The organism is Enterococcus sp. C102(2024), assembly GCF_040888205.1.
Classification (GTDB): domain Bacteria; phylum Bacillota; class Bacilli; order Lactobacillales; family Enterococcaceae; genus Enterococcus; species Enterococcus faecalis.
This window is the reverse complement of the sequence record NZ_JBFOHH010000001.1, coordinates 36,779-55,308: the sequence shown is the minus strand read 5'-3', so window position 1 is coordinate 55,308 and position 18,530 is coordinate 36,779. Positions and strand designations below refer to the sequence as shown.

The 18,530-nt window shown below is 33.9% G+C and carries 24 protein-coding genes and 1 pseudogene; 8 read left to right on the top strand and 17 right to left on the bottom strand.

Annotation, left to right across the window (positions count from 1 at the left end):
- Window positions 1–4 precede the first annotated feature (4 nt).
- From AB3I34_RS00365 to AB3I34_RS00315, 11 genes are all read right to left on the bottom strand, one after another.
- Window positions 5–469 carry a DUF1064 domain-containing protein gene (locus tag AB3I34_RS00365; protein ID WP_010708607.1) on the bottom strand — a complete coding sequence of 155 codons (465 nt, stop codon included), beginning with the start codon at window positions 467–469 and terminating at the stop codon, window positions 5–7.
- Window positions 470–617: 148 nt separating this feature from the next.
- A complete protein-coding gene (locus AB3I34_RS00360; protein WP_042889076.1) occupies window positions 618–887 on the bottom strand; it encodes a hypothetical protein in 270 nt (89 codons plus the stop codon).
- 138 nt (window positions 888–1,025) lie between these two features.
- Window positions 1,026–1,877, bottom strand: a complete 852-nt coding sequence (locus AB3I34_RS00355) for an ATP-binding protein (RefSeq protein WP_202317941.1) — start codon at window positions 1,875–1,877, stop codon at window positions 1,026–1,028.
- Window positions 1,878–1,888: 11 nt separating this feature from the next.
- Window positions 1,889–2,668 carry a DnaD domain protein gene (locus tag AB3I34_RS00350; protein WP_259432225.1) on the bottom strand — a complete coding sequence of 260 codons (780 nt, stop codon included), beginning with the start codon at window positions 2,666–2,668 and terminating at the stop codon, window positions 1,889–1,891.
- 14 nt (window positions 2,669–2,682) lie between these two features.
- The gene (locus AB3I34_RS00345) at window positions 2,683–3,498 is read right to left on the bottom strand and encodes a PD-(D/E)XK nuclease-like domain-containing protein (protein WP_259432224.1); all 816 of its coding nucleotides are present in this window, start codon (window positions 3,496–3,498) and stop codon (window positions 2,683–2,685) included.
- Complete coding sequence (locus tag AB3I34_RS00340) at window positions 3,461–4,426, bottom strand: recombinase RecT (protein WP_010717378.1); 966 nt, start codon at window positions 4,424–4,426, stop codon at window positions 3,461–3,463. The genes AB3I34_RS00345 and AB3I34_RS00340 overlap by 38 nt, the downstream gene beginning before the upstream one ends.
- Before the next feature lie 100 nt (window positions 4,427–4,526).
- Entirely contained in the window at window positions 4,527–4,751 is a 225-nt protein-coding gene (locus AB3I34_RS00335; RefSeq protein ID WP_002367281.1) for a hypothetical protein, read from the bottom strand.
- The gene (locus tag AB3I34_RS00330) at window positions 4,748–5,047 is read right to left on the bottom strand and encodes a hypothetical protein (RefSeq protein ID WP_015543674.1); all 300 of its coding nucleotides are present in this window, start codon (window positions 5,045–5,047) and stop codon (window positions 4,748–4,750) included. Before AB3I34_RS00330 ends, AB3I34_RS00335 begins: the two co-directional genes overlap by 4 nt.
- A 66-nt stretch (window positions 5,048–5,113) precedes the next feature.
- On the bottom strand, window positions 5,114–5,302 hold the full coding sequence (locus AB3I34_RS00325; RefSeq protein WP_002358108.1) for a hypothetical protein: 189 nt from the start codon (window positions 5,300–5,302) through the stop codon (window positions 5,114–5,116).
- Between the two features lie 7 nt (window positions 5,303–5,309).
- On the bottom strand, window positions 5,310–5,639 hold the full coding sequence (locus AB3I34_RS00320) for a DUF771 domain-containing protein (protein WP_015543675.1): 330 nt from the start codon (window positions 5,637–5,639) through the stop codon (window positions 5,310–5,312).
- Window positions 5,640–5,651: 12 nt separating this feature from the next.
- On the bottom strand, window positions 5,652–5,843 hold the full coding sequence (locus AB3I34_RS00315; RefSeq protein WP_002371609.1) for a hypothetical protein: 192 nt from the start codon (window positions 5,841–5,843) through the stop codon (window positions 5,652–5,654).
- Between the two features lie 289 nt (window positions 5,844–6,132).
- Between AB3I34_RS00315 and AB3I34_RS00310 the strand changes: the two genes are divergently transcribed.
- The 6 genes from AB3I34_RS00310 to AB3I34_RS00285 all read left to right on the top strand — a co-directional run bounded on the left by AB3I34_RS00310 (window position 6,133) and on the right by AB3I34_RS00285 (window position 11,866).
- On the top strand, window positions 6,133–6,474 hold the full coding sequence (locus AB3I34_RS00310) for a helix-turn-helix domain-containing protein (protein ID WP_010708602.1): 342 nt from the start codon (window positions 6,133–6,135) through the stop codon (window positions 6,472–6,474).
- A gap of 27 nt (window positions 6,475–6,501) precedes the next feature.
- The gene (locus AB3I34_RS00305; protein ID WP_029680928.1) at window positions 6,502–6,897 is read left to right on the top strand and encodes an ImmA/IrrE family metallo-endopeptidase; all 396 of its coding nucleotides are present in this window, start codon (window positions 6,502–6,504) and stop codon (window positions 6,895–6,897) included.
- Between the two features lie 93 nt (window positions 6,898–6,990).
- Window positions 6,991–7,896 carry a DUF4352 domain-containing protein gene (locus tag AB3I34_RS00300; RefSeq protein ID WP_002402866.1) on the top strand — a complete coding sequence of 302 codons (906 nt, stop codon included), beginning with the start codon at window positions 6,991–6,993 and terminating at the stop codon, window positions 7,894–7,896.
- A gap of 83 nt (window positions 7,897–7,979) precedes the next feature.
- Window positions 7,980–9,110, top strand: a complete 1,131-nt coding sequence (locus AB3I34_RS00295) for a site-specific integrase (protein WP_085444140.1) — start codon at window positions 7,980–7,982, stop codon at window positions 9,108–9,110.
- Between the two features lie 543 nt (window positions 9,111–9,653).
- A complete protein-coding gene (locus AB3I34_RS00290) occupies window positions 9,654–11,405 on the top strand; it encodes a DUF262 domain-containing protein (protein ID WP_002377851.1) in 1,752 nt (583 codons plus the stop codon).
- A gap of 266 nt (window positions 11,406–11,671) precedes the next feature.
- Entirely contained in the window at window positions 11,672–11,866 is a 195-nt protein-coding gene (locus AB3I34_RS00285) for a hypothetical protein (RefSeq protein WP_002360606.1), read from the top strand.
- 366 nt (window positions 11,867–12,232) lie between these two features.
- Here the strand turns inward: AB3I34_RS00285 and AB3I34_RS00280 are convergent, their stop codons facing one another.
- The 3 genes from AB3I34_RS00280 to AB3I34_RS00270 all read right to left on the bottom strand — a co-directional run bounded on the left by AB3I34_RS00280 (window position 12,233) and on the right by AB3I34_RS00270 (window position 13,467).
- The gene (locus tag AB3I34_RS00280) at window positions 12,233–12,418 is read right to left on the bottom strand and encodes a hypothetical protein (protein ID WP_002384733.1); all 186 of its coding nucleotides are present in this window, start codon (window positions 12,416–12,418) and stop codon (window positions 12,233–12,235) included.
- Complete coding sequence (entV, locus tag AB3I34_RS00275) at window positions 12,403–12,915, bottom strand: enterococcin EntV (RefSeq protein ID WP_002408606.1); 513 nt, start codon at window positions 12,913–12,915, stop codon at window positions 12,403–12,405. The genes AB3I34_RS00280 and entV overlap by 16 nt, the downstream gene beginning before the upstream one ends.
- Before the next feature lie 348 nt (window positions 12,916–13,263).
- Complete coding sequence (locus tag AB3I34_RS00270) at window positions 13,264–13,467, bottom strand: DUF378 domain-containing protein (RefSeq protein WP_002381996.1); 204 nt, start codon at window positions 13,465–13,467, stop codon at window positions 13,264–13,266.
- A 193-nt stretch (window positions 13,468–13,660) separates the two neighbouring features.
- On the opposite strand from AB3I34_RS00270, the pseudogene AB3I34_RS00265 reads away from it, so the two are divergent.
- Together AB3I34_RS00265 and AB3I34_RS00260 are read left to right on the top strand one after the other, a co-directional pair.
- Window positions 13,661–13,955 (top strand): annotated as a pseudogene (locus AB3I34_RS00265) (hypothetical protein).
- Window positions 13,956–13,968: 13 nt separating this feature from the next.
- Complete coding sequence (locus AB3I34_RS00260; RefSeq protein WP_002363681.1) at window positions 13,969–14,247, top strand: hypothetical protein; 279 nt, start codon at window positions 13,969–13,971, stop codon at window positions 14,245–14,247.
- A gap of 21 nt (window positions 14,248–14,268) precedes the next feature.
- On the opposite strand, the gene srtC is transcribed toward AB3I34_RS00260, so the two are convergent.
- The 3 genes from srtC to ebpB all read right to left on the bottom strand — a co-directional run bounded on the left by srtC (window position 14,269) and on the right by ebpB (window position 18,530).
- The gene (gene srtC, locus AB3I34_RS00255) at window positions 14,269–15,126 is read right to left on the bottom strand and encodes an Ebp pilus assembly class C sortase (RefSeq protein ID WP_002360607.1); all 858 of its coding nucleotides are present in this window, start codon (window positions 15,124–15,126) and stop codon (window positions 14,269–14,271) included.
- 93 nt (window positions 15,127–15,219) lie between these two features.
- Window positions 15,220–17,103, bottom strand: coding sequence for an endocarditis and biofilm-associated pilus major subunit EbpC (gene ebpC / locus AB3I34_RS00250; protein ID WP_085444307.1), 1,884 nt, complete (start codon window positions 17,101–17,103; stop codon window positions 15,220–15,222).
- On the bottom strand, window positions 17,100–18,530 hold the full coding sequence (gene ebpB, locus AB3I34_RS00245) for an endocarditis and biofilm-associated pilus minor subunit EbpB (protein ID WP_085444306.1): 1,431 nt from the start codon (window positions 18,528–18,530) through the stop codon (window positions 17,100–17,102). The genes ebpC and ebpB overlap by 4 nt, the downstream gene beginning before the upstream one ends.

The window sequence follows — 18,530 nt, the reverse complement described above, 5'->3', positions numbered from 1 at the left end:
CCTCCTAGTAGTTTGTGGCTTGTCGCCAGTGATAATTAAAATTATTTGTGATGAATGGTTTTTTCTCATTAAGCGGCTTAGTTACGCCTTGTGTAATGACTTTAAAATCATTTGACCTAATAACAACCGCCTCGACTGGATGACCATATTTCATGGCAAACAGTCTAAATCTAAGCTTATTTGATTGATCAATGCCATAGGCACCAAAACTATTTTTTATATCGATCACATGTAGCCAATTGCCATCGTGATCCTTGATGATAAAATCTGGTGAATAGGCAATGCTCGAAATGTTCCCTCCTGGTATTTCGCACTTCTCGTGCATTATAAATCTTGGGTGTACTTCAAAAGGCAGACCACACGTTTTGACAAATCGCTGATAAAACTTTGCTTCTTTTTCCGAGTCAAATATATATCCATCAAGTGTGACTTTATTTCCTCGCTTATTCAGGGCTGTTGGTGATTGCATTGTTTTAACTCCCTTTCCTTGGTTGCGGTTTCCGCTCGAACTGCTTTTCCATCTTTATTGCATTCTGGGCATGGAATAGGTGTTGCATAATTGAATCTGTCTTTTCCCCAAATCACACGCTGATCTTGACATCTAACACACTTCATTCTCATTTAGCCCCTTTCATCCAAGCTTGGTTATCTTTTGTTGCTTTTTCAATTGGTTCCTTTTTAAAATCTACTTTGGTAGATTTTGCTGTATACCTATTCGGTTTTTCTGGCATTATGATGGCTTCCTTTACTTCTGAAACAGTTCCGCCAGATACGATTGTTGCAATAGCTGCTGTCTCTTTATGCTCAAATAGCACTGCATCTTTTAAGTTGGCTACTGGTCGACCATCTTTGCCAAGATAGGCTGAAATTTTCACTACATACGGCATTGAATGATTCCCCTTTCTATTGATTTATTTTCAAGGCTTTAAAATGCGTTTTAAGCCGTTTTTCTTTCTTTGCATCTATTTATATTCACTTGATTGTAAAACTGCTCTACGCTGAATATATTCGCTAAAAATAATATTTTAGATACCTGCTACTCGTTTGTCTGATGTACCCTCAATTTTCATCACAAAACCTTGTGAATTACTCATGATGCGAGAAAGAATTCTCTCCCCATAAGCTTGGCTCATTTCTTTACCTGTTAAGTTCGTAGTAAAAATAGTTGCTTTATTCTGCCGAGCTTCTACAATGCGATTCAAGGTGTCGTTATTGAAGTTAGTACTTTTATTCCTATCATCAATTTGTTTAACTCCCAACTCGGCTCCTAAATCGTCCAGAACTACTAAATCTGCGCTTTTTATCTCTGCCATCAAAGTTCCTGTTATCTCTTTTCTGGCTTGCTCATCATTCATCGCAAATCTTAGCTGTTCTAAGAGTTCTGCATAGCTAATAAATAGGCAGCGTTTATCATAGTTTGATTTGTCCAACACTTCCCAAGCCGTTGACATAGCTAAATGACTTTTACCAACACCGCTTTTGCCTGAAAGAATCATATGAATTGGTTTATTCAAAAGAATTTCAGTTGTGGCACGATTGGCAATTTCAAAAGCAAGCTTGGTTTCTGTGTCTACTGTTTTGTATGTTTTAAAACGACAATTAATTAAATTTTTGTCGGTATAAAGCGAGCTATACTTCAAGTAATTAATCGCTCTGGCTTTCAAACTATCGTTAAACATTTTTTCTGTTTCGAGGTCTTCTGCTTTTTTGCGTGCTTTATATCCACATTCCATGCAAGTTGGCGGACATCTATCGGACCCATCTTTGTTTTTTGCACGCCAAGCATAAAGATTTCCTCCGCACTCTGGACATGGATCCGGTGTGATATAAAGCAACGTTTTAATCATTTTCGAAAATCCATCTGATGCTGACTGCATTCTTTCACTTCCTAAAATCCAAGATCATCGTAATCCGAATGACCTGTATTTGATTTCTGTTGCTTGGTTGTTTTCTTTTGCTTCCTTGCCGTTTCTCGTTCATCAACAGATTTGAACCCTCTTTGTTCCCAATCTTTCAATATGGCATTGATATAGTTATAGTTTCTTGCGTTTGCATCAATAGCAATTTCAATAGCTTTAACAATTAATTGTTCAGCGTCTTTTTGACTAGCTCCGATTTTTTCAAAATCAGAAATCCAATAATCAAAATCAGTCATGGTTTTAGACGACATCAATCCAAATCCGTTATTTTCCCAAATTGAACGAATGAACGCCCCTTTATTGTTGTTATTAATATTCTTTTCATTCTTATCATTCTTTTCATTCTTGTATGTTGTCAACGGCTTGTCACTCGATTGTCTTTGGCTTGTCAACGGCTTGTCACTCGATTGATAATCAGACCAATTTTTTATTGTTATAACGCTGTATCTTGCGTTTGATTGGATTGTCAATAATTCTTCATTTTCAAATTTCTTAAGCCATCTCCATAGCGTTCGCCATGCAATTGCTTTGTCACTCGACACTCCTTCGTTGTACTCTTTTGCTATCGCATGGGCTCCCGTGACGAATTGTCCGCTTGTCAAGCGAACTTCTTGGCCATTAAATAAAAACTTCCTATCTTCATGACTTGCTTTCATTAAACAGAGTATCCAAAGCTTGAACATATCAGAATTGGTCCAAACGAATGAATTGGTCACTTTTCGATACAATTTTATATATCCAGTATTCATTCGTTATGCACCTCCTATAAATCGTCCATACTGGTAAAATTGGTAATTTTGTTGTGTCCTCTACAATATTCACAAGTTCCACAACTAACTGGTTCTTCTTCGCCTTTTTTCACTCGCACAACATGCTCGATGTTTGCTTTTAATTCTTCTAATTCGTAAATCATCTTTTCTTCGCTAAGAGTGATTAGTTTTGCTTCACTAGGTGTTTGTTTCGAAACGGCTGCAATGAGAGGAAGAAAATTTTTGTCATATTGTTGACGAAGCAATTCGCAATAAACAGCCATTTGTAACACGTAACCGAAGCGTTCAATGAAGTTTGCTTTTCTGTTTAAACGTTCGTCCCATTTTTTCTCATGCATATCTTTGGTTGTTTTGATGTCTACAAAATACTTTTCTTCTAAATTTAAACAATCGATTTTCCCTTTCCACATTGCACCGCCAATTTCACCTGTGACGATCACTTCTTTTTCGCCTTGATAAATATTTAAAAAGGCTTCTTCTTGTTTTAATCTTTCAATCATCTGCTCCGCAATTTGGAAATCTTTCAGTAGACCAAACGGTTTTCTTGAAGAAAACATCTTGTTTTTATTTTCTTCTTTAAATGCTTCATGAATTTCTGGTGATTCAAAGTAAGAATGAACATAATTACCAACTAGCAATGCTTTTTGATCACTCTCTGGTGTCCATTCGCCTTTTAACTTGGCAAGAGCTGCAGCTTCACATTCAAGAAATTTTTTATATTGAGAGACAGACATATAAGCTAGGTCCGCTTCTTGTGAATAATAATTTTCATCAGAAAGGATAATCGTCTTCTTCAATCGTTGAGACATCAGCTTCACTCTCTTTCTGATTGGTTTCATAACCAGCCATCACATCTAAAGTTTCCTGAACTGGTTCTTCTAAAATTTGTTCAGCCGTTTTCGTTAAATCTTCTTTTTCAATTGGGTTTGCTTGTTCAATATCGTTTTCTTGCTCAATAACTTTTTTATTGTTGGCAAATAATTTTTCTTCAAGTGCTATTGCTGTATCTGCAACTGGTTCTGCTTCCTTACGTCTGTTTTCATCATATTCGTATTCTGTTGTTCTATTAATCGCATCTGTCAGTAAATCACTATCATCGCTTGTATTGATAAATGTTTTAGCGGCTCGATTGATTACTGTACGTTTAGCCATTTCTCCTGGAAAATCATTTTGAACATTTTTTGTTTTCGCTTTGCTCCAAGATTTGTCAATTTCTTTTTTTGTCATAACGGTATAAACACGTTCACCATCGTTTTTTTCAATTACTGCAAAAGCACCAATAATTTCATTGTCTTGATTTGCGAAGTCTGGCTCAAATTCTTTAACGACTGTTCTGCCTTTTTCACTGCCAATCCTAAACACATCACCTTTGTGAACAACTTCCGCCCAAATATCTTTAACATTTGATAAACGTTTCAAAACGGCTTGTGTTCCAAAATATGATCGTTGCATTTGTAACTCTTTTCCATAAACAACAAAATAACATTGGGTTTTTGCTGGACTTAGGCCTTGAACAACCATATCTAATAAAGTGTTAGCAACAGATTCTTTTGTAACAACTTCTAAAGCAGGTCTTTTATTTCGATCTTGTACTTTTTGAATTGCAAACCATGCTGATTTTAGAGCATTCGATGCATTGTAATTAGCTGGCAATTGTAACCCATCCTGCTCTAAACCTTTAATTCTGTTAGAAACTGCATCAGTAACGTCTTTTTGTAAAATAATTTCCCCCATCATTGATTCTCCTCTTCTTCGTCATATTCCCATGTTGGCTCTAATGCTTCTTTTTCTTCTAGCGGCTCTTGTCTAGCTCCTAATGAATCAAATTCAGGCATTTTCACCACTCCCAAAATATTTTCGTTTTGTTTTCTTCAAGTTCAACGTGATCAAATCCTTCTGTTTCTAATTGAGATAAAAACGTTGATGTAAGACCTTTACTATTCACTACGCAACTTGTGTTACCATTTGCTGCTGCAGTTCGAATTGATTGAACAATCCTATTTTGAGCATTCGCTAACATTAATTCGTAAACATCATCACTTAAACCTCTTACTTCAATCATTGCAGTTCACCTCGTAAAAATGCAGTTAGTAGTTCATCCATAGATTTTTCATTTGCAGCATCTTCGGCTTTTTCTGCTACGCATTCTGGACAATCCCAAGATTCGCTTATACTTAATTGCTCTTTTAGATCACCTACAAGTTTTTGCAAGAGTATAGCTAACCCGATAACTGAACCACAAAACGCAGTACTTCCTTGGCCTGTTTCAAAATTTGTAGCACATAGAAGAAGTTCAACATTCTGTGCCTTACATTCTTTTTCAAGTTCAATAATCATTCTTTCAATTTTTCTATTCATGTGGTACACTCTCCTTGAATTTGATATTTGTAACTGACCTACTTTGATGGCCGTCGAAGTGGGTCTTTATTTTTGTTTTTTTACTTCTCGATCTTCCAACGCTAAATCGTAGTAGAGCAACCAAATGATAAAAGCTGCTATATATATGTTTTGGATTAATGGACCAATATTGCCACCTACTAAAAGCCCCAAACCAAAAACGATTAGCAATGCCGCTATACGTCTTAAATGATAGATTTTTCTCAATGTGATCATCCTTTCTTTAAAAACGATCTTTCGTCTCCATGAATTCTTTCCAATGAATATCTATAAAATGAGCGGTCATCTTAGCATGAAACTTCCAAGGCATCCCTTTACTAGTTGGGAACTTTACGAATCCGCCGTTTCTTATATCTACCTCTTCGCGATATTTATAGAAAATGAGTTTCCAGTCACGTATATCTTTCCCACCTAGGCGGTTAGTAACATCTTTTGCATTCCACGTCTGACCAATTAAGGTTTGATTTTCTAATTCTAAAATCTTTGCCTTTTCAATCAGAATCAAATTAGACGGTATCTCAATTGAAATTTTTGATTCTATCAGTTGCGTCATCTTACTGACCCCCTATCTAATTTTGTAGTATTCAATAATTGCGGTTAGCGTTTCATGAGCCTTTTTACTTTGATTTTTCCCAGAAAGATAATCATTCAAGTCTTGTTTTGGAATATTGAAGTATGTTGCTACAGTAACTAAAGAAATTCCTTTTTTATCAAAGTATTCACGAATTTTAGTTCTGCCTGTCGTTGTGTCTGGCATATTATTTATCCCTCCTTTTAATAGTTAGTAAGTTAATTAGATAGAATTGTATAAAATTGTTGACTGAACACTACACTATAGTGTAGTATATAGACATACGAAATAAGCCTATAACAAAACCTTTATTATGCACTCGGTCGCCAAACTTAATGCTATAAGGTGTGTTTTTAGTTTGCTTTTTTCTATCCAATTAACTTACAAGAACAATATACACTATAGTGTTGTATTTGTAAATGAAAAACTACACTTTTTTATTGTTTTTTTGTAAGAATTTAAGGAGAATGCTGATATGACAGTATTTGAACGTGTCAAAATACTTGCAAAAAATCGATCAAAAACTATGAAACAAGTAACATTAGATTTAGGATATAGTGAAAACTATTTCTATAGTCTAAAAAGTGGTAAACAGCCATCGGCTGAAAAATTAAAAGAATTAGCTGACTATTTTAATGTGTCTGTAGACTATTTACTTGGTAGAACTGAAAACCCCAATCCAGTTGACAAAAATCAACTAACAGTCGAAGAAGCTTTATCGTCTGTTATGAGTAGTGACGGAAAACCGCTGACTGAAAATGATAGAGAAATTTTGTCAGGCATTATTGAAGCGTATTTGGAGAAGAAAAATAAGTAGGTGTTGTTGTTGAGGAAACAAATTGAAATGATTGTTAAAGAGTTAGGTGTAATTATCCTAGAAAAAGAGGATTTAGATGCAGACGGCCATTATATTGCATCGATAAATACCATCGTTTTAAAAGGTTCTTTAGATGAATGGAATAAAAGAAAAACCCTTCTTCATGAATTAGGCCACGCTAGCGAACATCAACATAACTACCAATTATATAATTTAGCTTTTTCTTTACATTCTAAAATGGAGCATGAAGCTGATGTATTCATGATTGACAATCTCTTAGATGATTATATGTCTAAAACTGGTTTAACTGTTGAACAAGTTAACTATATGCGTTTTATAGAAGATGCTGATATTGATGCACGTTATGAAGAGTGTATAAGAACTCTTTTGTTTAATAAACTACGAAGAATTAATTTTGCATAAAAAAGCCCGTGTGGGGACACGGACTTCAATCTCATTTCGAGATTTAACTTATGAAAATATTATAACAGAAATGAGGAATTTTTAGTGAAAAAGATGTTTTTTGGGGTAATAATCTTAAGTTTATTTGGAGTATCATTATCAGCATGCAACTCTAAAAATGCACAAGAAAGTAAAAGTAGCTCTAGTGAAATATATGAGAAAAAAGAACTCTCACGTAGTGATATTGAACTTATAAAAGTTGGAAATTCATCCAAAACTGTTTATAAAAAATTAGGTTTACCTATGAAAGAATGGGATAGTAATTTTGTTTATGATGAACTTAATAATGCTGTGAATAGGGACAAATTAATGATTGATTTATTAGACGGTAAAGATAATGAAAAACTTGTTCCAAAGTATAAGAAGTTATCTGAACATGGAGAATCGGCAAAAGACATAAAAAATCTTAATATGTTACAGTATGCATTTGAAGATAAAACTTCTACTTCTACTTTTCTAATTTGGATAAATCCTAAAACAGATAAAGTTGTATATTTAAGTGAACGAAATTATTTAGATGAGAATGGCCAACATCCTGAAGAATCTTCTGATGATAAAACTACTGAAGATACTAATAGTATAGATATGAATAATAAAACAGCTGCTGTCGGAGACACTATTTCGTTTTCTAATCAGCAGACTAATGATAGTTTAGAAGTAACAATTAACTCTGTTACAAAAAGTAATGGAGACGATTGGCATAAACCAGAAGGACTATACTATGCCAAAGTGGATTTTTCAGTTAAAAATACAGGAACTAAACCTTTTGATGTGAATGCGCATATGTTCGAGTTTTATGATTCCAACAATGTAAAATCTAATCTGGATTCTTGGGATTATTTTTCTGAAAATATACAAGCCGGCAAATCTGCAAATGGATCCGCATACTTCGATATTACCAATGATGGGAATTCGTTTGAAGTTTTCTTTGCAGACAGCTCTTGGAAGGGTAGCTATTAATTTTTTTCTTATCCCCTCTCTGGTGAGTTCTAGCATGTTCGATTCATGCTAGGGGTTTTTAAGTGAATATTCGGGGTGATACAATGGCAAGTATAAAAAAATTGAAAAGCGGATGGCAATTTCGAGTCTCTTATAAAGATAAAGATGGCCGATATAAAACAAAAAGCGTCAATGGGTTTTCAACAAAAAAAGAAGCGCAATTGGCAGCCTCAGAAATTGAAGCTAGGTATTCTAAAGGATACTCACTAAAAGAAGGCGAAAAATTATTTCATGAGTATTTTCGAAATTGGTTTGAAGTTTACAGGAAAGGCAAGTTATCACAAGACAATGACGGTGATATTCGTCGGGCTGTTGATTTTAGTGAGAAATATTTTCCTGATACAAAATTAAAAGAATTGACTCGACAAGAATATCAAAAGGCCCTGAATGACTATGGGGAAACACACGCTACAGCTTCAGTAAAAAAACATCATACGTATATGCGAGCTGCTCTTAAAGATGCTTTGGAAGAAGGCATTATTCATAGAGACCCTACCTATCGAGTACAAGCTATAGGCAAAAAGAATCCTAAGCACGAAGAATTGAAATATTTGAATTATCAAGAGTCTATCCATCTAGTTCACGAAATATTAAAAGGTATAAAACCCACTTATACTTCTCGATTTATTATTCTGTTTGGTATTGCGACTGGTTGTCGTTTTTCAGAAATTATAGGCATGACTTGGGACTGTATCGACTTCAAGAATAAAACTGTAAAAGTAAATAAAACATGGGACTATAAATATACAAATACATTCTCTAATACGAAAAATTATCAATCAAAAAGAATAATCACTATTGATGATGATACGCTCGATTTATTAAAGAAATTACAGTTACATCAAAAAGAATATTATTTAAAATCTGGTCTACGCAACGAAAATAATTTAGTATTTTTGAATGACAATATGGAACTTGTATCGAATACAGCTGTAAATAAAGTCCTTCGTAAATTCTGTAGAAAGATCGGTACAAAAGAATTGACTTGTCATGGTTTAAGGCATACCCATGCTTCAATAATGTTGTATAAAGGAATAAATATAAAATATGTATCTCGTCGCCTTGGACATAAGGACATTGTAACCACTTTACAAACCTATCAACACATTTTAGACGAGATGGAACAAAAAGAAAGTAATGCTGTTAATGAAGTGATGAAACAAATGTATGTATAATTTTTTTGCATTATTTTTGCATCAAGCAGTTAAAAACAGCCATAAAACCAGCATTTACAAGCTAGGTTTTACGACCGCCGTCTCCATTAAAAAGGAACTTGCTAAACGTTGTTAAATCAACGATTTAGTAAGTTCCTTATTTTCTTGGGAGTTGGACTGAACTCGGACTTTTGAGAAAAATCATAAAGAAAATAGAAAAAGGTATCAACTAATAATCAAAATTTGGTGAATACTTTCAAGAAAACATTATTAAAAAGGTAATCTTTTACATAACGAACCAATTTTCTGCTGAATAATTTCAATTTATTTAAATTATACTTGATTCGATTAGCTTCACATGGATATCCACTTTTTCTAAAATGAATCTCCATTGTAATTATTTCATATTTATGAATAGATATTCTAATGGATAAACCTGTAGAAATTTCGATTTATATTACCTTATAGAATCCAGATAACAAATTTGTATAATAAAAATAGATTCAATATTTTTGTATTTTATGTGGTAAAATTAATTAAATAATGTCAAAGGAGATTCTCAAAATGGGTTACGTAAATTTCACTATAAAAAATTTAATTAAGAAAATAGATAACAATGAATATGTACTACCTGCGCTTCAAAGAGAATTTGTATGGAAACCAGAACAAATTGAAAGATTATTCGATTCCATTATGAAAGGATATCCCATCGGCTCGTTCTTATTTTGGAACGTCCAAAATGAAAATATAAATAAATATGAATTTTATAACATATTAAAAGAATACCATCAAAGAGATGCTAGACATAATACAAAAATCAATATTTCACATAAAGATAGTGTTACAGCAATACTAGATGGGCAACAAAGAATAACATCTATCTATATAGCTTTGAAAGGTACCTACAGCTACAAAATAAAAGGAGCATGGAAAAATAATGACAATGCTTATCCTTCGAGACAGCTTTATTTAAATATCGTTTCTCCAAATTTAGATACCAACAAAGATGTTCAATTTGATTTTAGATTTTTAACTAATGAGGAAGCAGAAGATTTTACCGAAGATACTCTTTGGTACCCTGTCTCCGATATTTTGCAATTTGAAGTAGGTGAAATGTTTACTGTGATTGCTAGATATCAAGAGCTTTATCGGAAAAATTTTCCTAATGAATCCGTTGAAAAAACAAGTTATATTATGAATTCTTTAGGAACTTTACATCAAATGATGGAAAAAGATATATTGGCATATTATGAAGAAAACTCACAAGAAATTGATAAGGTTTTAGATATCTTTATCAGAATGAATAGCGGTGGTACTACGCTAACTTATTCTGACCTTTTGCTTTCTTTAGCGACTGCTAAATGGCAAAATTTGAATGCTCGAGAAGAAATTTATTCATTAGTTGATGAACTAAATATGATAGGAAACGGTTTCAATTTTAACAAAGATAATATTTTAAAGGCTGCTTTAGTGTTAACTGATAAAAAGAATATTAAATTTAGAGCTTCCAATTTTGACAAACAAACCACAAACCTAATCGAAACTAACTGGGAAAAGACAAAAAAAGCAATATCTTTAGCAGTGAATTTACTTTCAAATTTTGGGTTTAATGGAGATACTTTAATTGCTAATAGTGTAATCATCCCTGTTGTTTATTACCTATACAAAATTGATTGCCCAAATAACTATTTAGAAGCTGATAGATACTTAAATGATAGGAATAAAATAAAATATTTTGTTCAGATTTCTTTGTTAAAAAGAATCTTTGGAGGAACTCCAGACTCAATATTACTTAAAATGAGAGAAAATATGCAGGATTTATCCGAAGGGTTCCCATTGTCAAAACTTCTTAAAGTTAGAGATACAAACAAATCTTTAATCATAACGGATGAAGACATTGATTATTTACTAGATACAAAAATTGGAAAGTACTCTTTCACACTTTTATCGGTAATTTTTCCAGCCATAGATTTAAAAAATAAGTTTCACCAAGATCATATATTCCCTTCAAGCAAATATAAAAATAAAAAGAATTTAAGAGAAATAGGTTATTCAGAAGAAGAAATAACATTTATTGTTGAACACATCGATACAATTGTAAATTTACAATTACTAGAAGGCATTCCTAATACAGAAAAAAATAATAAGTATTTCGATGATTGGATATTAAAAAGATATAATTCTAACGAGGAACTGGATTATTATCTAAATAGGAATTTACTAAATAAAGTTTATAAAAAGAATGAATTCATCCAAATGTATACAGATAGGAAGGAAGAATTAAGAAAAAGACTGCTACAAAACTTATCTTTTTAGCCATCTTTTCAATTACTAATAACTATGTTTTATATCAAAGCTAGATAGTATAGAAATAAACTAACCCTATTATTCTTGCTAGTATTCCCTTCTCTATAGAATAATTCTAGCAAGAATAACATGAATAATAAAAATTATGTATTACTATTATTAACTATCGTGTTAGTCGGTTTAGTACTGACACTTTTTACTGTAATTAATTGGATTACTTACTCAGTGATCTTGTTAATTGTAGGCATATTAAGCAAAAGAAAGTAGTTGATTAAATGACTTACACTGAAAAAATCGAAAAATTAATAGACCTAGATTTAACGAGCTATCGTATTGCAAAAGAAACTGGTATCAGCACGCAATACATTGACAAAATCAGAAGTGGAAAAACAGCTATTGAAAATATTGGACTTGGAAAAGCGGAAATATTAGTAAAGTATTTTGATGATTTAGAAAAAAACATATCTTGATATGATGTAGTTTTTAGCTTCTATATTTCTAATATCAATATTTTTTCCAACATCTTTTTTGATTCACAAAAAAAGACCCCCAAAAATTCTGTAGAATTAAAGTTACTGAACCCATTCTAAGTAGGAATCAAGTTATGCTAAGCTTATCAAAGAAACATTGAATAGTTTAAACCTGAATGTTATATAGGATACTTATATTTCCACCTTAAGTGTAATGAAATTTCTATGGCTTTTTTATAAGTATTACCTCTTAAACTGTTAATGTGGTTGTCGTGAACCATCTACATAACAGGTCAATAAAAAAATAAAGAGAAGGCTCGTTACCTCCTCTTACACTTCCTGTCACATTATCTTTCTAAAACTACTTCATTTTCTTTTTCTATTGGTGATTTTGGGTATTGCATAGAACATGGCTAAAAATATTATTGTTATCAAAAGAGTCTTTAAGATTTCAATTTCTCCTGAATCTATCCAAGTATACACAAAAGCGATGATAAAAGTAATTACTATTTCCGTAACATGATCTTTTAAATTCATTAGCTTAGCCCACATTGAACTGCCCATAAAGCTAGTTGTCCAGCTACAATAATAGCATTCGTCTTTAAACCATTGGCTTTAGCGAAGCGTAATACAGTCACTGCTAATTCTTTCCAGGCTTTCTTTTGTGCAGCTTTTACAATTGCGCTGATACTAATCATTGCAAAAAACTCATCTTTGATTTTGTTAGCAACGCAACTTCCTAATGCATTCCAATTAAAACGCGCTTGAACTACTGTTGAAGCATCAGAAATATTTACATTTAACTCCTTCTCAACTGAAGAAATCTCTTGCTGAGCAAAATTATTTTTGACATAGTTTTTAAAGTTATCTTCCGTCACTCCATTCGCATACATTTCTTCCAGTCCCTTTGCTACAGCCTCAACTTCTGAATCCTCTAGCTGGTCAGATGCATAAACACTTGTACCAGCGCTGATAAAAATACCTAATGTCATTAGTAATGCCATCGCCAAACAAAAAAATTTAGCCTTTTTTGTCACCTGTAATTCCATACATAAATCCCTACTTTCTTTTTCCTTGTTATAATCATAACAAGGAAAAAGATAATTTATCATCAAAATCCCTATTTGATGCTTATATTTTCCTATATATCCTAGAGCTGATTTTTCTCACTAGTGATCACATCAATTTGAACTAATGATTCAAAAAAAGACACAGGTTATTTGAGGTAGTGCTAGGTTCTATTTTGAAAACAACACTGCTCTCTTGAAATATTTTTTGAGCTTGCCTAAACCTTCTGAAACGAATATAGAAAATAAAAAAAGAGTCCCCTTTCTCAAGGAAACTCTCAATTACTAAGTCAAAATAACTTCACGTTATCTAAATCTTTTAAATCAATCCTATGGTTCGCGGAACAAAGGAGCTAAAAACTTAATAGAATAAATCGCACAAATTCCGACAATAATATAGATAATTTTTGCTAATGGTGTGGTTGCACCACCACTAATTGTTGCAACTAAATCAAAATTAAATGCGCCAACTAATAACCAGTTTAAGCCTCCGACAATCAATAAAATTAAAGCAATAATATCCAGATATTTCATTTTTAACACTCCTTCCAAATTTGATAAGCCAAGAGTAACACGTTTATTCTTTATTTACGAAAATAATGATTCAGAAAAAAACTTTTTCCAATTATTTCCTCAAATCATTTTTTCATTATTAAGAATTTTATGATATAACTAAAGAGTAGACAAAAACAGATTCATTATCTCTGATAAGAAATGGTGGTTTATTATGCGTGCTAAGTTATTTTTAATTTTGCGGAATCGAGTGTTATCCCGTGTTGTCTTTGTCATTCTATTTTTACATGTGCTTTTTACCACAAATGATTTCACGGTGTTGCTGCTCCTCTTACTATTGAATTATTTACTCACGCTTGAAGATAGCGCGAAAAAAAAACAGAAAAATCCAAACTTGGCAGGAATTTAAACAGTCGATTGATTGGCCCTTTGTCGCTTTTTATTCTGGGCTTGCTCTTTTAGTTATTTCGTTAATACTTCTGTTTCTCTGGTTCAATTATGCACGATAAGGAGGATTAAAAATTGAAAAGCTATTTTTTTACTCTTTTTTTTAGTATGTTTAGCCTTTTCGTCATACTACTTTGGTTTTCTGGATATGATAGTAAGGGATTTCTATTGGCCCTTACAGATTTTCTAGGTTTTTCTATTATTCATCAAACGCCTGTGCTGGATACTTATTATTCCCAGCAGCCTTTAACAACCAGAATGTTGATTTCTTCTGGGCTTCATTTTTGTACTTATTTTTGCTTAGGTTTGGTCATTGATTTACTACGTAAAGGGTTTAAAAAAATAAAAACATAGTCACTTTTATTATATGAATCGTTAATTTCCATGCTTTCTGGTCGTCTTTTTCCGCCGCTTGTACCAGATAATGAAGCCGCTAATAATTAACGCACAGGCAATTAAAAGTAATGTCCATAATAGTAAATTTTGTTGTTGTGCCACTTTTTTCATCCCCGCTGCTGCTTTTTCTGGTTGATATGGGATACGATGTCCTCGAACTAATAACCGATGACTGTTTATCATATACGGTGTGCAAGTTAATAAAGTGACGAGATCTTGGCCAGACTCAATGTGTAAATCTTTTGTATCAGTTGGTTCAACGGTTTTTATTTGATCTACTTGATAAGCAAGCGTCTTCCCATTGACTTCGATATAAAATTCATCGCCTTTTTTTAATTCTGGCAAATCTGTAAATAATTTGGCTTGAGGGAGACCACGATGTCCTGAAATGACCGCATGTGTATTCGCACCACCTGTAGGATAGGAGGTTCCTTCTAACAAGGAGCTTCCTTTTTCCAATAGTAATGCATTCGTTTTATCAAAAATTGGTAAACGGACATTTATTTTTGGAATGGTTAAAACACCAATCGTATGACTTTCAAAATAGGATTTGTCTGGTTTTTTCGTTGTTTTTTGCGTTTCAGAAAAAGGATCTAATCCAGGATTGCTGCCTTTTTTCGCTAATTCTTGGTTTTTCTTTTCCATTTTTTCTTGAAGTTCAGCCATTTCTTTGGTGTTTTCTTGGCTTGCTTTTGCTTGATAATGAGCGATAATTTGTTGATCCAGATAGTTATTTAATGCATCGCTAACAAAAGGATACGCAAATGCACCTATTCCAATAATCAGTAAAAGAATCATAAAACCATCAATGATACGACGTTTCTTTTTTGACTTCATTGCTTCCTCCTTAAAAATAAAGCATGAGAGCCTGGGACAGTGATTGGCCCAGGCTCTTTGTTTTTCTAAAAATTTCTTCGGTGATGCTAGAAATTAAGCATTTTCTTTTCTATGTCTAGCAAAGTAGACTCCTGCAATAAGTAGCAAGACTGCGCCGCTTCCTAAGTAAACGTAGATTCCTTTGCCACCTGTTGAAGGTAAGGTACCTTTGTGTTTGTTTGGTACTTTTTCTGGTGAAACTAGGTTTTCTGTTGTGCCATATGATTGTTCATTGACCACAAATTCAATCCGATTTGTTAACAAGACATAATCATCAGGAGCTACAGTTTCTTCTAAATAATAGGTACCGTATTTAAGCCCTGTGATATCAACTAATCCATCAGCCGTTGTTGTAAAAGTAGTTGCTTCGGCTTTTGTTTTCACCCAAGTTGCTGCTTTCGTTGTTTCATCGATTTTCAAATAATTTGCTGTGTCACTGTTTTGATCACGAACGACAAAGGAAGCTCCCGCCAAGGCTTGTGTCGCTGTCACATCGCCATCGACTTTAATGAAACGTTTCCCACCTGTCACAACTTCAACAGTTGGTGGTGTTTGGTCGTCGGTATGACCGTTATCAACATTCGCCTCATTTTTAAAGCCTTTCGTAGGATCTGCTTTTTCATTTAAATGCATAAAGTAAACGAATTTTAGTGTGCCGCCTGGCGTTAACGTAGGAATATATGCTGGATTAACGGCGACAGTGAAGCCATTTGCTTGTTCAGTCACTTGATAATTTTCAGGAGCAATCACTGTATCCCCATCATATAACGCATAGGCATACTCTCCAGAAGTCACGTTATCAAAAGTTAAGGCTGCATCATGTTTATCAACTAAATTGAATTTGACGTATTTATTAGCGTCGCCTTCTTTGTCTGCAATCCCCAATGGAATATTTACAGAAATTTGATATTTAATTTTTTCGCCAATTGCCACATCTTTACCATCTAAGTTTGGTGTTGTTTTATCAACTTTAGAGGTATCATTTTTGACTGTTTTTTCAACAGGTGTTTGATTGTTTGCTTCAATTGTAAATGGTGTTTTTGTTTGATTTTCAATTAATTCTGCATTATTTGGAGCTTTTACTTCTTCTAAAATATACGAACCAACCTCAAGATTTTTAACTGTTAATTCTCCCGTTCCATTCTCTGCTTCTGTGAAATCATTTTCGCCAATTTCATAACTTTTCCCAGTAGTAAAGCGTTTTGCTTGTTCTTTATCCGTTGTCCATGTATATAATCCATCTTTGACTCCTTGGATATATTTTACTGTGCCTGGTGTGCCTTCGCTTTTGGAAATAACAAATTCTGCGCCATTTAATCCTTCATTTTCAGCAGTTCCTACTTTTTTCACATGTAAACTACCATCATTGGCTACCACATTTTTAGGATAAATATGAACAACCGCTAATTCTTCTGTTCCATATTTATAGGAACCATCTGTTTGCTTGATCATTTCGTAAACTGGGAACGCCACCACCATATTCGTAGCAGCAACTACACCCTCTTTTGGTTCTTCTTTAATGGTATACACTGCATCTTTACCATTTTGTTTTTTAGGTAACTGAACAGTGACATTCCCATTTGCATCGGTGATTCCTTGAGCAACAGGTTTCCCAGGAGTTAAACTTTGGACAGCTTGTTTAGCTGCATCAACGCTTGCGCCTGCCGCTCGTTGCTCGTAAAATTCGCTCGTCACGTTATAAATACTAAACGTCACATCTGCCAGTCCTTGATATTTATCAAACTCGCTCATTTCTTTCCCGCTATTTTGAATAAGCGGATCTGGTAAATCCGTCATTTTCTTTTTGTGAATCACGAGCTGTGCGCTCTCCCCATTTTCTTCTGCAAATGCAGTTGTTGTCCCTAATACACTCGTGAAAAGTGGCAAAATTAGTAACAAGGTACTAACGGTGTACCAAACTTTTTTTAATTGCTTCATTTTCTCTCTCCTCTTTTTTGTTTTTGATAAAATAGCCAAATGACTACCAGCCCAATGATTAGCAGGCCTGCAATCGTCAACCAAATAGAACGTTCTTCATTTGTTTTTGGTAAGAAGCCTGACTCTTTTACTTTTTTATTGATTACATGTAACGGTGCTGTTCGTTGTCCGTTCGTTGCATAAGAATTTTTTTCCACCGTAAAAGGAATTTCTGTTTGATTCAGAAGATAACCTTTTGGTGCAGAGATTTCTTCCAAGAAGTACTGGCCATCTTTTAAGCCTTTAACTGAAAATTCACCGGCTTGATTAGACGTGAATTTTTTAGCTAATGCTTTTTCTTTTTGCCAACGATACCCGTTTGCTGTTTCATTGAGGTATTCCCCCGCTTGATTTTTGACGATAAAAACAGCCTCTGGCAAGGTGATTTTCGCATTTTCACTATCAACTTTGACAAAAGACTTGCCGCCTGTACGAACTGCGGCTCTTTTAGTCAAGGTATGCTTGTCCGTGACTAATTGTCCTTCGTTGTTAATCGCAGTGTCAGGGTCAGCGGTCTTTTCTAAACGCATTTGATACGACACAGTCATTGTTTGATTTGCAAAGTTTTGTAAGTCTTTAATTGAAAAATCAAGCGTAAATCCATGCTTTTGCGTCGTCAATGTGTAACCTGTAGTAACTGTTTTTCCAGCCACTTTTACCTCAATTGATTCTGGTAAAAGTGTCAACGTTGTATCCGCCTTATCTGACAAACGGAATTCCTGATATCCTAAAATATTCGCTGGAATCTGAGTCGTTAACTGATAGTTAATGTGCTCTCCTTGATTAAAGTCTTGTTGCTTATCGAGTACCGTTTTTTCAAGTGGTGGTAAGTCATAGGCATTTTCTTCATTTTTTGGATATAAATGAATATGCGTTAACGATTGCCCTTGTGGATCTTGAACAGGCAAAATCACTACTAGGTTGCTAGCTTTTTCCTTTACCACTTCTGGTGCTTCCGCTTCAACAAATAAATAGGCTTTATCTCGTTGCTGCGAATCTTTGCTAGCTAATGAAAAAGAAACCACTCCATCTTCTCCATTTATTGTCTGTGTTTTATCTTCTGCGATCGGTTTTCTATTTGTTGCACCGGTTTCTGCTAATTGACGCTGTGCCTCTTGGACCGTTTTTCCTTCAGAACGAAGCTGATAAAACGGATCCGTCACATCATAGACTTGATAAGTGACGTCATTTAAGCCCCGATAATTTTGAAGCAGAGTTCCCTCTTCCCCTGTGTTTTGCTGCTGTTCTGGTAATTGACCATCAGGGAACAATAATTTGTGCAACGTAACTTGAACGCTTGCTTGCGATGCCTCTGCTAATGCTTGCTGTGAAAACCCGAAAAGAGCGAGTAGCATGACGCAAATACTTAACCAACGTGCGTTTTTCAT